This window comes from Phyllobacterium sp. NPDC097923, from assembly GCF_044760925.1.
GTDB classification, from domain to species: domain Bacteria; phylum Pseudomonadota; class Alphaproteobacteria; order Rhizobiales; family Rhizobiaceae; genus Phyllobacterium; species Phyllobacterium calauticae.
In genome coordinates this window covers 1-13,347 of sequence record NZ_JBIWBL010000010.1, presented here as the reverse complement: position 1 = coordinate 13,347, position 13,347 = coordinate 1, and the positions used below count along the sequence as shown (strand labels likewise).

Annotated in this window: 13 protein-coding genes; 7 read left to right on the top strand and 6 right to left on the bottom strand. The window is 56.6% G+C overall.

The window, feature by feature from the left end:
- The first annotated feature begins 103 nt into the window (after nucleotides 1-103).
- Entirely contained in the window at nucleotides 104-1,393 is a 1,290-nt protein-coding gene (locus ACIQWS_RS24950; protein ID WP_403185046.1) for an Hsp70 family protein, read from the top strand.
- Nucleotides 1,394-1,420: 27 nt separating this feature from the next.
- On the opposite strand, the gene ACIQWS_RS24945 is transcribed toward ACIQWS_RS24950, so the two are convergent.
- The 4 genes from ACIQWS_RS24945 to ACIQWS_RS24930 form a co-directional block, all read right to left on the bottom strand.
- Entirely contained in the window at nucleotides 1,421-1,714 is a 294-nt protein-coding gene (locus ACIQWS_RS24945; RefSeq protein WP_346307566.1) for a hypothetical protein, read from the bottom strand.
- A gap of 193 nt (nucleotides 1,715-1,907) precedes the next feature.
- Nucleotides 1,908-2,201, bottom strand: a complete 294-nt coding sequence (locus tag ACIQWS_RS24940; protein WP_223616087.1) for a YkgJ family cysteine cluster protein — start codon at nucleotides 2,199-2,201, stop codon at nucleotides 1,908-1,910.
- A gap of 5 nt (nucleotides 2,202-2,206) precedes the next feature.
- A complete protein-coding gene (locus tag ACIQWS_RS24935) occupies nucleotides 2,207-2,383 on the bottom strand; it encodes a hypothetical protein (RefSeq protein ID WP_346307567.1) in 177 nt (58 codons plus the stop codon).
- 152 nt (nucleotides 2,384-2,535) lie between these two features.
- Entirely contained in the window at nucleotides 2,536-3,381 is an 846-nt protein-coding gene (locus tag ACIQWS_RS24930; RefSeq protein ID WP_403185043.1) for a TetR family transcriptional regulator, read from the bottom strand.
- A 35-nt stretch (nucleotides 3,382-3,416) separates the two neighbouring features.
- Here ACIQWS_RS24930 and ACIQWS_RS24925 point away from each other — a divergent pair, with 35 nt between their 5' ends.
- Both ACIQWS_RS24925 and ACIQWS_RS24920 read left to right on the top strand, forming a co-directional pair.
- On the top strand, nucleotides 3,417-4,580 hold the full coding sequence (locus ACIQWS_RS24925; protein ID WP_403185040.1) for an efflux RND transporter periplasmic adaptor subunit: 1,164 nt from the start codon (nucleotides 3,417-3,419) through the stop codon (nucleotides 4,578-4,580).
- Nucleotides 4,577-7,720, top strand: coding sequence for an efflux RND transporter permease subunit (locus tag ACIQWS_RS24920; protein ID WP_403185039.1), 3,144 nt, complete (start codon nucleotides 4,577-4,579; stop codon nucleotides 7,718-7,720). The genes ACIQWS_RS24925 and ACIQWS_RS24920 overlap by 4 nt, the downstream gene beginning before the upstream one ends.
- Before the next feature lie 50 nt (nucleotides 7,721-7,770).
- Here the strand turns inward: ACIQWS_RS24920 and ACIQWS_RS24915 are convergent, their stop codons facing one another.
- On the bottom strand, nucleotides 7,771-8,325 hold the full coding sequence (locus tag ACIQWS_RS24915; protein WP_403185037.1) for a DUF3592 domain-containing protein: 555 nt from the start codon (nucleotides 8,323-8,325) through the stop codon (nucleotides 7,771-7,773).
- On the opposite strand from ACIQWS_RS24915, the gene ACIQWS_RS24910 reads away from it, so the two are divergent.
- Nucleotides 8,309-8,659 (top strand): VOC family protein, encoded by a 351-nt coding sequence (locus ACIQWS_RS24910; protein WP_403185035.1) that lies wholly within the window; start codon nucleotides 8,309-8,311, stop codon nucleotides 8,657-8,659. The genes ACIQWS_RS24915 and ACIQWS_RS24910 overlap by 17 nt on opposite strands.
- A 52-nt stretch (nucleotides 8,660-8,711) precedes the next feature.
- On the opposite strand, the gene ACIQWS_RS24905 is transcribed toward ACIQWS_RS24910, so the two are convergent.
- Entirely contained in the window at nucleotides 8,712-9,623 is a 912-nt protein-coding gene (locus ACIQWS_RS24905; protein ID WP_403185033.1) for a LysR family transcriptional regulator, read from the bottom strand.
- Between the two features lie 125 nt (nucleotides 9,624-9,748).
- On the opposite strand from ACIQWS_RS24905, the gene ACIQWS_RS24900 reads away from it, so the two are divergent.
- From ACIQWS_RS24900 to repB, 3 genes are all read left to right on the top strand, one after another.
- Nucleotides 9,749-10,582, top strand: coding sequence for an aldo/keto reductase (locus ACIQWS_RS24900; protein WP_403185030.1), 834 nt, complete (start codon nucleotides 9,749-9,751; stop codon nucleotides 10,580-10,582).
- A 389-nt stretch (nucleotides 10,583-10,971) separates the two neighbouring features.
- Complete coding sequence (repA, locus tag ACIQWS_RS24895) at nucleotides 10,972-12,171, top strand: plasmid partitioning protein RepA (protein ID WP_403185028.1); 1,200 nt, start codon at nucleotides 10,972-10,974, stop codon at nucleotides 12,169-12,171.
- 3 nt (nucleotides 12,172-12,174) lie between these two features.
- Nucleotides 12,175-13,185 (top strand): plasmid partitioning protein RepB, encoded by a 1,011-nt coding sequence (repB, locus tag ACIQWS_RS24890; RefSeq protein ID WP_403185026.1) that lies wholly within the window; start codon nucleotides 12,175-12,177, stop codon nucleotides 13,183-13,185.
- The last annotated feature ends 162 nt before the right edge of the window (nucleotides 13,186-13,347 follow it).

Here is a 13,347-nt window from a genome sequence, read left to right as displayed (position 1 = left end):
CACGTTTGCTATGTCATGACGCGCGTCCTGATTTGGGCGCGCTGGGCCCATTCGACGGGCTTTGTCCCGATTTCTGACATTCATGGCATAAAGGAGCGCGGCAATGGCTCAGGCGCTGGGTTTCGACTTTGGCACAACCAATACGGTTTTGGCATTGGCGGATGGGACAAAGACACGCTCGCTATCCTTCACCAATGCGACCGGCACAGCCGATAGCATGCGCACGGCACTGTCTTTCATGAAGGACCCTCTTGCCGGTGCGGCGGCATTGAAGGTTGAGGCCGGGCATGCGGCGATCCGGCAGTTCATCGATAACCCCGGCGAATGCCGCTTTCTGCAATCGATCAAGACATTTGCCGCGAGTGCCCTCTTCCAGGGCACGCTTGTCTTTGCAAAGCGCCATTCGTTCGAAGATCTGATGGAAATTTTTGTGCGCCGGTTGCGGAGCTATGCCGGTAACGATTGGCCGACGGACGTCAGACGCATCGTGACTGGCCGGCCGGTGCATTTCGCCGGAGCCAATCCGGATCCCGCCTTGGCAACGGCGCGTTACAACGAGGCGCTCACTCGGTTCGGTTTTCCTGAAATCCACTATGTCTACGAGCCGGTGGCGGCGGCTTTCTATTTTGCCCAGAACCTCAAGGCCGATGCGACCGTTCTTGTGGCGGATTTTGGCGGAGGCACGACTGACTACTCACTCATCCGTTTCGAGACGAAGGGCGGAAAGCTCAGCGCAACGCCCATCGGCTATTCCGGTGTCGGCATTGCGGGCGATCATTTCGACTACCGGATGATCGACAGCATCGTCGCTCCGCAGATCGGCAAGGGAAGTTTCTTCAAGAGCTTCGACAAGACGCTCGAAGTCCCGTCCTCCTATTATGCCAATTTCGGCCGGTGGAACCAGTTGTCCATCTTCAAGACATCCCGGGAGTTTTCCGAACTGAAGAAGCTGGTGCGGTCCAGTCTGGAGCCGGAAAAACTTGAGACGTTCGTCGATCTTGTCGACCACGATGAAGGTTATCCACTGTATCAGGCCGTGTCAGCCACCAAGATGGCTCTATCGACCGCCGACGAGGCTGAGTTCAATTTCGAACCGCTCGGTCGCGGCAGCCGCAAGCTTATCAAGCGCAGCCAATTCGAGGGATGGATTGCCGGTGATCTCGCCCGCATTGAAGACGCACTTGACGATGTCCTTGAACGGACCAACACGGTGGCAGGGGAAATTGACAAAGTGTTCCTGACGGGCGGGACATCGTTTGTCCCAGCCGTGCGACGCATATTCACTGAACGTTTCGCGCAGGACCGGATCGAGACGGGCGGCGAACTGCTCTCGATCGCGCATGGGCTTGCGCTTATTGGCGAACGCGACGACATCCCGCAGTGGACTGCATAAACGCTGCCCGGCCCTAGTGGCCGGGTATCAGATATCAAATGTGCGCCATGCCGGCTTTGGATCCGCCCCTGGTGTGTGCTCGGCGGTGTTGCAGAAGGTCAGGGGCGTCTTGCCGGCTGCCCTCTGGTAAAATTCTGGATTTGCCGTTGAAGCGGTTATCGTCATGACATCTGGCCATTCGGATTCATATCCAACGGCGGTCGTGGCAATCAGCGCGGCACACAGCGCCAGACTCAACAGATAAATCCGTCCCAGATTTTGCGGTCCTTCGGTGCGTTCCCTTACATATTCCGGTTCACGCTCGACATTGCTTCTATGCATGATGACTCTCCGGATAGTTTGAATTGGATGCAGGCAGTACAGTTCGAAAGGCTGCGGGAGTTACCGCCGCAATCGGGGCAAGTTTTTGACCGATCCGGACACATCGGAATCACATCTTATTGATGGAAATCATGCGGTGAATTTTAACGTCTCCGCACCGCGCTGGATGCGGCATATGTCGCGAGGTCCAAACTCAGAGATTGTGGGCCTTGCGCGCCATGAGGCATTCCGGATCGCCCGGCATGCAGGAGCGGCACACTTCGGGCCGCACGTCGTAAATTCCGCAAGCGGTGGTCTTGCCGATTTCACCAGTCAACGCGGAGCAACGGACACCGACACATCGCATGCCGCTTTCATCACTGGCAACATATTTGGCTGGAATAAGCGCAAGTTGCGCGTCATCTTCCGTGGAAAATCGCGGCCACTGGGATGAGTAGCAGCAACAGGCGCCGCAGGATTGGCAATCAAAAATCTCGCCTGCCTCCATACGTCTTATTTGCCTTTGCGTTTGCGCGCCGGCGGCTTGGACGCCGCATTGAACAGATCACCATCACCCGATCCGATATCGGAAGCCTTCTCAGCGGCATCCGGTTCAATCTTCGCAGGCTTTGCGACCTTTGCCGGAGCTTCGTTCGGCGCGGGTTCCTTGGCGGTAAACTTGATGGCCATGTTCAATCCTCTCGTGTTCGCCCTGATGAGCGATACGGATTGCCAAGCAGACCGACAGCGCAGGAAGGGAGCCGTTGTTTACTCCGTATGCGGCACCGATACTAGGCTTGGGCCCTATTTATCTGGGGAAGCAGCATGAGACAATGGGATGATCAGGATGCCACCAACTGCCTCTTGTTTCTGACGACATGCGCATCAACAGGGATGTCCTTCTTGCGGAAGGAGTCGACAATGGCGGTCATCGTCATTGTCCCGGCCGCGACCAGGTCGAAATTCTTCTCGAGCCGCATCCATTCGAATAGCAGCCCGGACATCGTGCTTTGCAAGGCGCGCGCCGCAATATCCGGATGCCAGGCGGATGACAGCATGCCGCGCTTCTTGGCTAGTGTCGTCAAACGCAACAGCATGTGATGAACCTCGTCGTTGAGCGCACGCAGCCGCCCCAGGACCTGCGCCATTTCACCGACGTACTCACAACGCTGGGTGATGATGGTGAAAACCCGCTGTTTTCTCGGATCACCGGCAAAATTCTCAAGACAATAGATACCGGCATCCAGGGCAATATCGAGAGGGTTGGCGTTCTCGCAATAGATTGCTTTGGTAAGAAGATCGTCCTGTGGCAGTCGCACACGCTCGACGACTTCCTGATAGAGTTCGATCTTGTCCTTGAAGTGGAAATAGATGGCGCCACGCGTCACGCCGGCATGTTCGGCAATCTGGTTCAGGGTTGACCGATTAACACCATGTTCCAAGAAGACAGTCTCCGCGGAATCCAGAATGGCTTCTCGCGTTGCTCCTGCCTCGGCTTTGGTCCTGCGCATAATGCCTCCTTCGCTCGGGTTATCCCTCCGGGGATGCCGGGACGTCGTCAGCGAGCTATCCGATGGCGGCCATTCGTACCGCTGGTTCGATAACCCAAACGTGATCGCGTCCGGTCGATTTTCCGACACAATATCACGCTTTCGTTTATTTACAATCACGGATGTATGTTTGTACATGCACCCAGATATTCCTCGGACAAGCGAACCCTCCCATGACTTTGCTCGGTACCCGTTTTCTCAGTCTCGTTTTTTTTGCAGGCGCGACGCTGGCACTCAATTTGCCGGCTAATGCCCAGCAAGCAGGCGGCAAGGCCCCTCCCCCGCCGCAAGTAACGGCGGTTGCCGTTCAGCCGGAGGAAGTGGACCTGTCCTACCAATATGCGGCGCGGATAACGGCTTACCGTGATGTGCAGGTGCGTGCCCGCGTCGGCGGTATTCTCCTGAAGCGGAATTTTATCGAAGGTTCGGAAGTGAAAGCCGGCGATCTGCTTTTTGAGATCGATCCGGCGCCTTACGAAGCGGAGCTCGCCCGCGTCCAGGCCCAGCTGCAACAGGCTCAGGCTCAGTACGCCCAGTCCATACGAGATGCGGATCGGGCGCAGACACTGGTGGACCAGAAAGTGCAGAGCACAGCGGCGCGCGATACGGCAGTATCGACACGGGATCTGAACGCTGCAGCGGTTGCCGCGGCAAAGGCGCAGGTCAGGACAGCAGAACTCAATCTGCAATATACGAAAGTGACTGCGCCCATCAGCGGTGTGACAACACGCGAGCAGGTTTCGGAAGGCAGCCTGATCGGAACAGATGCGGCTTCCAGCTTGCTGACATCGATTACGCAGACCGATCCGGTCTATATCAACTTCTCCTTTACCGATACGGAAGCGGCGGAAATCCGCCGTCTGCTGGATGAGCGCAAAGCCAAGGGGCTCGAAGCCAACAAGCTTGCGGTCAAACTCTCCTTCGGCGACGGGACGGTTTACAATCATCTTGGCACCATCGATTTCACCTCAAGCAGTCTTGATCTGGAAACGGGCACGCTGGGTGTACGTGCCATCATCGACAATCCGGATCGCCGTCTCCTTCCCGGGCAGTTCGTCCGTGCGACTGTGACGGGCGTGACGGTGAATGATACGATCGTCATTCCCGAAGCGGCCCTGATGCAGGGACCCAAAGGCCAGTTCGTCTATATCGTGAACAATGAAGGCAAGGCCGAGGTTCGGCCGCTCAATCTTGGTCAGCAGGTCAACAAGGGCTGGATCGTGCTTTCCGGCCTCGCCGCGGGTGACCGTGTGGTCACGGAAGGCGTCATCAAGGTCAAACCGGGACAACTGGTTTCGGCGACTGACAGTGTGAAACAGGCGCTGGTGACCCAATGAACCGGTTCTTCATTGACCGGCCCGTATTCGCGGCCGTCATTTCGATCATCATCGTTCTCGCCGGTATTGTCGCGATAAGGGTGCTCCCGATTGCCCAGTATCCGGAATTGACGCCGCCGCAGGTGGTGGTCAGCGCCAATTATCCGGGCGCCAGCGCTGAAACTATCGCCCAAACCGTTGCATCGCCGCTGGAACAGCAGATCAACGGCGTCGAAAACATGCTCTACATGCAGTCGACCAACTCGGCCAGCGGCCAGATGCAGCTGACCGTGACCTTTGCTTTGGGCACCAATGCGGATCAGGCGACGATCAACGTCAACAATCGTGTGCAGCGCGCGACATCGACACTGCCACAGGACGTGACCCGGCAGGGTGTGACCGTCGCCAAGCGCTCCACATCCATTCTCGGCCTTGTCGCGATGTTTTCCGAGGGCGGCCAGTATGACCGCACCTATATCGGCAATTACGCGCTGCTCAACGTTGTCGACGATCTGAAGCGCATTCCAGGTGTCGGCGACGCGCAGGTTCTCGGCAATCCCAACTACTCCATGCGCATCTGGCTGCGCCCCGACAAGCTGGCACAATACAGTTTGACCCCGACGGATGTGGCAACGGCCATTCGCGAGCAGAATTCCCAGTTCGCCGCAGGCAAATTTGGTGATCAGCCTGATCCCCAGTCCAATGCCTTCACCTATTCCGCCACAACAATGGGTCGCCTGCCAGACGCCAAGGCGTTCGAAAACATCATCCTGCGTTCGTCGCCCAATGCGGCAACCCTGCGCTTGGGCGATGTTGCCCGGGTGGAACTCGGGGCGCAGAGCTATGCGGTGGACAGCAAGCTGAATGGAACGCCAGCTATCCCTATTGCGGTCTATCTGCAGCCGGGCGCCAATGCGCTCAATACGATGGAAGCCGTGCGCAGCCGCATGGATGAGCTGAAAGCCGCCTTCCCCACAGGCATGGACTATTCGATCCCCTACAACACTACCAAATTCATCCAGGCGTCGATCGATGAAGTCGTGACCACCTTCATCGAGGCGATTATCCTCGTCGTGCTGGTGGTCTTCATCTTCCTGCAGAACTGGCGCGCCACGATTATTCCGGTCATTGCCGTTCCAATCTCGATCATCGGCACATTTGCCGGCATGTACGTGCTTGGCTTCTCCATCAACCTGCTGACGCTGTTCGGTCTCGTGCTGGCGATCGGTATCGTGGTCGACGACGCGATCGTGGTCCTGGAAAACGTCGAACGCATCATGTCGACGGAAAAGCTGCCGCCGCGCGAGGCTGCGATCAAGGCGATGAGCGAGGTGACCGGACCCGTTGTTGCCATCGTGCTGGTGCTGTGCGCGGTGTTCGTGCCTGTTTCCTTCATGGGCGGGCTTGCCGGCGCCATGTATAAGCAGTTCGCCGTTACCATCGCCATGTCGGTGACCATCTCAGGCATTGTCGCATTGTCGCTGACGCCGGCGCTCTGCGGCCTGATCCTGAAGCCGGGTCATCATGAACCGGCCCTGCCCTTCCGTATCTTCAACCGGGCTTTTGACCGCGTGGCATCAGGCTATACCTCGGGCGTTCGCTTCCTGATCAAACGGGTCGCCATCGGCTTGACGCTGTTTGCCTTCCTGATCGGCGGCACGGCCTATATGTTCTACAAGATACCGGGCTCGCTTGTCCCTGATGAAGACCAGGGTGTTCTTCTCAGCGTTGCGGTCCTGCCGCCTGCGGCTTCCCTGACGCGAACCAAAGCGGCCATGGAACAGTCATCGCAGAATTTGGCGAAACACCCTGCAGCCGAGAACGTCTTTGCCATCGCTGGTTTCGATCTCCTCTCCGGTGGGCAGAAATCCAATGCCGGCACCACCTTCCTCACCTTGAAGGACTGGAGCCAGCGCAAGACGCCGGAACTTGATTCCCGCAATATGGCGGGGCCGATCATGGGGATGAATGCGGGTATCAAGGATGCCATGGTGCTGGCATTCAATCCGCCGCCCATTCAGGGATTGAGTACGACGGGCGGTTTCGAACTTTACGTACAGAACCGTACAGGGAGCGACGTGGCCAAGCTCACGGACGCCACAAATAAAATCGTTGAGGCCGCATCCAAGCGCCCCGAACTCACGAGCGTGAGAACGACGTTTGATCCGAATGTGCCGCAGTACCAGCTTGATCTCGACCGCGACAAGGCCAAGGCGCTGAATGTCCCGATCAATTCTGTCTTCGATGCCATGCAGGCGTCATTCGGCAGCCTCTATGTGAATGATTTCACGCTGTATGGCCGCAACTATCAGGTCAACCTGCAGTCGGAAGCGGATTTCCGCCGTACGCCTGATGACCTGCGCCAGGTGTTTGTGCGTGCCAATTCCGGCAGTATGATTCCGCTCAGCGCCCTGGTGACCGTCAAGCGCATTGTTGGTCCGGATCAGCTCGAGCGGTTCAATGCCTTCAGCGCCGCCAAGGTGACAGGTAATCCGGCCCCAGGTTACACATCAGGCGATGCCATCAAGGCCATGCAGGAAGTGGCCAAGGAGACGCTGCCCGAAGGCTTCCAGATCGCCTGGACCGGGTCCTCCTTCCAGGAACTGGCAACGAGCGGTACAGGCTCGCAGGCGATGATTTTCGGCATCATCATGGTGTTCCTGATCCTGGCGGCCCAGTATGAAAAATGGAGCCTGCCGCTGGCGGTTATCATGGCGGTGCCTTTTGCGCTCTTCGGTGCTCTTGCCGCAACGATGCTGCGCGGGCTGACCAATGACGTGTACTTCCAGATCGGCATGGTGACGCTGATTGGACTAGCGGCAAAGAACGCTATTCTGATTGTCGAATTCGCCGTCCTGAAACGCCAGGAAGGCTATACGGCGGCAGAAGCTGCGATTGAGGCTGCACGGCTGCGTTTCCGGCCGATTGTCATGACTTCCCTCGCGTTCATTCTGGGTGTTGTACCGCTGGCCATCAGTTCAGGTGCCGGTTCGGCAAGCCGTCATGCGATCGGTACGGGCGTTATTGGTGGCATGCTGGCGGCGACCTTTATCGCGACATTCTTCATCCCCATGTTCTACCGGCTTATCGCCTGGAAGGACCCGGGTAAAAAGAAATCATCCCTGCCCGATACGCAACCAGCGCCGGCGCCAGCTGAATAGCCGATGAAGCCCCCTCCCCGCTCTGGAACGAGGGGACTTTCTTTTTCCGGTTAAGATTTTGCTTGCGATGTGTGCTTGTGCCGGAACTTTTGCACACGAAGATAGAACGCGGTCGTAAAACCGGCAAAGACCATGCAGAGCCCGCTTGTGATCAACACCCCGCCCCACAAGGAGAAGAAATCATTGATCTCGGCGGATTGCGGTTCATCGGGATCATAGAAGACGGTAACGATTTCGTTGCGTGCAAAGGACGGTGGATAGGAAGCACTTGTCGATTTGAATTCGATTTTGGTGCCATCCGCCGTCATGAATTCGACCATGGGCCGAGAAAGAGCAGGTCCCCCGCTTCCGGACGACTCCATCAGCATTTCAACGACGCGCCCTTGAGCCCGTTGCGCGTGAACAATGAAACGGTGTGCGTGTATCGCCAAATAACCTGAAACTCCGAAGAGAATCAGCGTCACGGCGAGAAAAACAGGTTTGGCGATTGTTGAGCCACGCATGGGCAGAGTTTTTAATGAACTTGGCGTATAGATCAAGTCTGCGCTGAACGCTAAAAAGGCGGCTGGCGATACGTGGGAGGAAGCGATGGCCGTTCGACGCATAGTGCCAAATCTCAAGGCATCCGATCCTGAACTTGCCAGGAAGTTTTATCAGGAATTGCTCGATCTCGACGTGGTTATGGATCACGGATGGATACTGACATTCGCCTCTGACGTGACGTCCAGGCCGGAAGTAAGTGTGGCAAGCGAAGGCGGTTCAGGCACCCCCCTCCCCTCCCTTTCCATCGAGGTCGATGATGTCGACCTCATCTATCAGCGGGCGAAAACAGCCGGGCTGGAGATTCCATACGATATAAACAATGAGCCATGGGGCGTGCGCCGCTTCTATGTCTGCGATCCCTTCGGAAATATCGTCAATATTCTCTCACATGGATAAAACTGTATTTCGGTTAACCATTTAACTATATGATTTTAAAACAAGATAGTTCTTATACGGTGATGTCCGCAGGGTTACTTTCCACTAGAAAGTCGATGAAGGCGCGAATGCGGGCAGCCATATGCTCATGTCCGGCGAAGACAGCATGGATAAACTCCATGTCTTCCGGATTATAATCATCGAGAACCGGTACGAGTGTACCAGCATCCAGATCCTTCTGCACGTGAAACTGGCCAATGCGCGCCAGTCCCAGTCCCGCAATCGCCAGCTGGCGCACGCTCGATCCGTTATTGGCCTTGAAGTTGCCTTTCACCGCGATGGGGCGGATGCGCTCCTCCCCCGGATAACGGAACGCCCACTCATCCATGCTGCGACGAAAGTTGAACGTCAGGCAATTGTGCTGTGCCAGCTCGTCCGGCGTCTGCGGAACACCGTGTTTGGCCAGATAGTCCGGCGCAGCCACGACCACGCGGCGGCTCTCGCCCAGTTTGCGCGCCTTCAAACCCGAGTCCCGCATGGGGCCGGTGCGGATGGCCACATCGGCGCGCTCTTCGATGATGTCGATGACACCATCCGAGAGTGACAGGTCCAGCTCGACATCGGGATAACGCGCCAGGAAAGCCGGCACCAGGGGAACGATACAGCGCGTCCCGAAACCCACCGACGAGTTGACGCGCAACAGACCGCGAGGAACGGCAGCGCCACCCGAGGTCATCAGCCGTTCCGTCTCCTCGATTTCGGTAATGATACGCACCGCGCGCTGATGATAGGCCTCGCCTTCCGGCGTCAGCTGCAGTGCTCTTGTCGAGCGAACAAGCAGGCGCGTGCCGAGACGCTCTTCGATCCGGGTGATCAGCTTGCTGATGGCAGACGGCGACAAACCGAGCCGTTCGGCCGCAGCGGTAAAACTACCGCGCTCCACGGCTTCCACGAAAACCTCCATCTCGCCTGCGCGATTGTTCACGGCAAACACCTCGGCCATTCATATGAATTCATTTCACAGACTATAGTTTATTTTACTGCATTATAACAGCAATGGGTTTGCGCCATATGTCGGTCAGTAACCGTGGAACAACACAGGAGAATACAATGCATTCCGTTTCAGCCAATGGTGCCTCGATACCCGCTCTGGGTTTTGGCACGTTCCGCATGCCCGGTGCCGATGTTCTGCGCATGGTGCCGCATGCACTCAAACTGGGTTTCCGCCACATCGATACCGCGCAGATCTATGGGAACGAAGCCGAGGTCGGCGAAGGTCTTCTCAGCTCGGGTGTTGCACGCCGTGATGTATTTCTGACAACCAAGGTCTGGGTTGATAATTATCGGCGTGATGCCTTTGTCGCCTCGGTTGAAGAGAGTCTGAAAAAACTGAAAACCGATTATGTAGACCTTCTGCTGCTGCATTGGCCGAACAATGCAGTACCGCTTGCCGAACAGATCGGCGCTCTGAACGAAGTGAAGGCGGAGGGCAAAGTGCGCCACATCGGGGTGAGCAACTTCAATACAACGCTGATGGCCGAAGCAGTGGCGCTGACCGATGCACTGCTGGTGACCAACCAGGTAGAGTATCATCCCTATCTCGACCAGAAGCCCGTCATCGATGCGGCGCGAAAGGCTGGCCTGTCGGTGACCGGTTATTACGCGATGGCAGACGGCGCTGTCTTTACCGATTCCGTGCTCCAGGATATCGCTGCGCGCGAAGGGAAAACCGTTGCCCAGATTGTGCTGCGCTGGATGGTGCAGCAGAGTGGGGTGATTGCTTTGTCGAAGACCGTGAGCGAGGCGCGTGCGATCGAAAATTTCGGGGTTTTCGACTTTGCTCTCAGTGATGCGGATATGGCGGCGATCCATGGACTTGCGCACACGGATGGCCGTATCGTCAGCCCGAGTGGCCTGGCTCCGGTATGGGATAAAGTTGCATAAGCAAGGCCACATGCAAAGAAGTTGCCCGTGACGGGATGAAACTGCAATTCACCTCCGTTCTCTTTGCAAGGGGGTGAATTGCAGGATGACTGTTATAATGCAACGAGTGGTGATTCCATTTCATTTAGCGAAGACCAGTGAATCTTGTGATTGTTCGATGTTGTACACGTACAACTCAGCGGCAACGGCGAGCATCTGCCAGTGCGGGAATCGCAGGTAAGCGTTCCTGAAATTGGTTGTACGCGTACAACTGCAGTGGCTTCCTGGGCGTCAGCCCACTTAACTGTTGGTTAACCTAAAACAGTTTGCCACAAAAAGAGAATCTCTCCATATTGTAATCAGCGCATATTTTTAAAGATTGGACCAAAATGCGCGGATGAGAGGTTGAGATGCTTGATCAGAACCCGGCAGATGTGACCGCAACGACGTTGCGGTCGTTGATCGCATCTGACGCTGAAGATTTGGCGCGGCAGCTGCAAGCTCATCAATCGCGCATTTTCCCGCCCACGGCGCAAAAGACAATCCGTCTTTTCACGCCGGCCGAGGCCGCAGACTTCATCGGTATTCATGAAGGGTATCTGCGCCAGATCGTGGCGGATGGCCATGGCCCTGCGCCGCAACCCAATGGCCGCAGGCTCTATTCCGTCAATGACCTGGAAGAACTGCGCCGTCTGCTCGATGCCAACGGCAAGAGTGCTGCCAAATATGTGCGGCATCGCCGGGACGGTGAAAAGCTGCAGATCATTTCGATCATGAACTTCAAGGGTGGAAGCGCCAAGACGACGACATCCGCACATTTGGCGCAGTATCTGGCGCTGCGGGGATATCGCGTGCTTGCCATCGACCTCGATCCCCAGGCTTCGCTTTCCGCCATGTTCGGGCACCAGCCGGAACTGGATGTGGATCAGAACGAGACGTTGTACGGCGCCATCCGCTACGGCTCCGACCGCAAGCATATCACCGAAATCGTCCGCGCAACCTATACGCCGAACCTGCACATCATTCCGGGCAATCTGGAATTGATGGAATTCGAGCATGAAACGCCGAAAGTTCTGGCGGACAAGCGCCCCGATACAATGTTTTTCTCGCGTATCGGCGAATGTCTTGCTGATATCGAATCCGCCTATGACGTGGTCATCCTCGATTGCCCGCCGCAGCTGGGCTTCCTGTCGCTGTCGGCCCTTTGTGCGGCAACCGCCATCCTGATCACGGTTCATCCGCAAATGCTGGATGTGATGTCGATGTCGCAGTTTCTGCACATGACCAGCGATCTGCTTGCCGTGGTGGAGAATGCCGGCGGCAAGACCGACTATGACTGGATGCGCTATCTGGTGACGCGCTTTGAACCGAATGATGGCCCGCAGAACCAGATGGCCGGCTTCATGCGTTCCATTTTCGGCAATCGCGTTCTTGAGAATGAAATGCTGAAATCCACGGCGATTTCCGATGCCGGCCTGACCAAGCAGACGCTCTACGAAGTGGACCGTTCGCTGTTCACGCGCGGCACCTACGATCGCGCACTGGAAAGCCTGACATTGGTCAATGGTGAAATCGAAGAACTGCTCCGTAGAACGTGGGGAAGGAAGTAACCCATGGCGCGCAAGAACCTGTTTGAAATGACGCCGGATACCGCTGAACCGGAAGCTGCGGCACCTGTCAGGACAACGCTCGGCCGGCCTTTGCTGGGCCTTGATCGTCCATTGCGCCCGGCAAGCCCCGTTGGTGCAATCTCCCAATCGCTGGATGGCATATCCGCCAAGGCGCAGCGCGCGGAAGAAATTGAAAAGCGTCTTGCCGAGGGGCAGGCGATCATCGAGCTCGATCCTTCGCTGGTTGATGCCTCGTTTGTTGTTGATCGTCTTGGCGTTGATGCTGAGGATCAATCCGGTCTGGTCGACCAGATCCGCGAACACGGCCAGCAGGTTCCGATCCTGGTGCGCCCGCACCCTGAAAGGGCAGGGCGGTTTCAGGTTGCCTATGGTCACAGGCGCCTGGCCGCCATCAAGGAGATCGGCGGGACGGTCAAAGCTGTTGTACGCGATCTCACGGACGAGCAACTGATCGTCTCGCAGGGCCAGGAAAACAACGCCCGCACGGACCTGTCGTTCATTGAACGGTGCTATTTTGCGGCAAAGCTGGAAACCAAGGGGTTTGGCCGCGAGACGATCATGTCGTCACTGGGCGTGGATAAAGCGGCACTGTCACGGATGATCGCCCTGGTAAGGCGTGTGCCATCACCATTGATTGAAGCGATCGGCCCGGCTCCGTCTTTTGGGCGGCAACGGTGGGCAGAAATCGCTGATATGGTCGAGGAAAGGGCCAAGCGTATGCGGGCTCTTAAGCACGTTGAAGATGCGGATTTTCTTGCAGCCAGGAGCGATGCCCGCTTTCAGATTATCTTTGATCTCCTCAAGATCAGCAAAGACAAGCCGCGTGTGACGGCCTGGACTGCGCCTGACGGAACATCTCCGGCGAAGATCAAGGAGACCGATACGGCGCTTAATATAGTTTTCGACAAGCGGAGTGGCGCGCAGTTCGGTGCTTTTGTCGAGTGCAAGCTGCTGACTTTGTTTGAAGAATTCCGGAAGGAAACAGGAGACTAGACACCGCAAAAGAAAAAAGCTCCCGAACGTTGCCGTCGCGGAAGCCCTTCTCACAGTGTGGTAACTTGAGAATCGCATTTCCGGGAATCAGTGTCAAGACTTTTTGGCGTCGTTTGGGCGGATGGATTTCTTTTGCCTATTGAAAGGTAGAAGACGATGCAG

Excerpts from the sequence above, each read along its gene's own strand:
- ACIQWS_RS24950 (WP_403185046.1), top strand. The coding sequence starts at position 104 with ATGGCTCAGGCGCTGGGTTTCGACTTTGGCACAACCAATACGGTTTTG.
- ACIQWS_RS24945 (WP_346307566.1), bottom strand. The coding sequence starts at position 1,714 with ATGCATAGAAGCAATGTCGAGCGTGAACCGGAATATGTAAGGGAACGC.
- ACIQWS_RS24940 (WP_223616087.1), bottom strand. The coding sequence starts at position 2,201 with ATGGAGGCAGGCGAGATTTTTGATTGCCAATCCTGCGGCGCCTGTTGC.
- ACIQWS_RS24935 (WP_346307567.1), bottom strand. The coding sequence starts at position 2,383 with ATGGCCATCAAGTTTACCGCCAAGGAACCCGCGCCGAACGAAGCTCCG.
- ACIQWS_RS24930 (WP_403185043.1), bottom strand. The coding sequence starts at position 3,381 with ATGTACAAACATACATCCGTGATTGTAAATAAACGAAAGCGTGATATT.
- ACIQWS_RS24925 (WP_403185040.1), top strand. The coding sequence starts at position 3,417 with ATGACTTTGCTCGGTACCCGTTTTCTCAGTCTCGTTTTTTTTGCAGGC.
- ACIQWS_RS24920 (WP_403185039.1), top strand. The coding sequence starts at position 4,577 with ATGAACCGGTTCTTCATTGACCGGCCCGTATTCGCGGCCGTCATTTCG.
- ACIQWS_RS24910 (WP_403185035.1), top strand. The coding sequence starts at position 8,309 with ATGGCCGTTCGACGCATAGTGCCAAATCTCAAGGCATCCGATCCTGAA.
- ACIQWS_RS24915 (WP_403185037.1), bottom strand. The coding sequence starts at position 8,325 with ATGCGTCGAACGGCCATCGCTTCCTCCCACGTATCGCCAGCCGCCTTT.
- ACIQWS_RS24900 (WP_403185030.1), top strand. The coding sequence starts at position 9,749 with ATGCATTCCGTTTCAGCCAATGGTGCCTCGATACCCGCTCTGGGTTTT.
- repA (WP_403185028.1), top strand. The coding sequence starts at position 10,972 with ATGCTTGATCAGAACCCGGCAGATGTGACCGCAACGACGTTGCGGTCG.
- repB (WP_403185026.1), top strand. The coding sequence starts at position 12,175 with ATGGCGCGCAAGAACCTGTTTGAAATGACGCCGGATACCGCTGAACCG.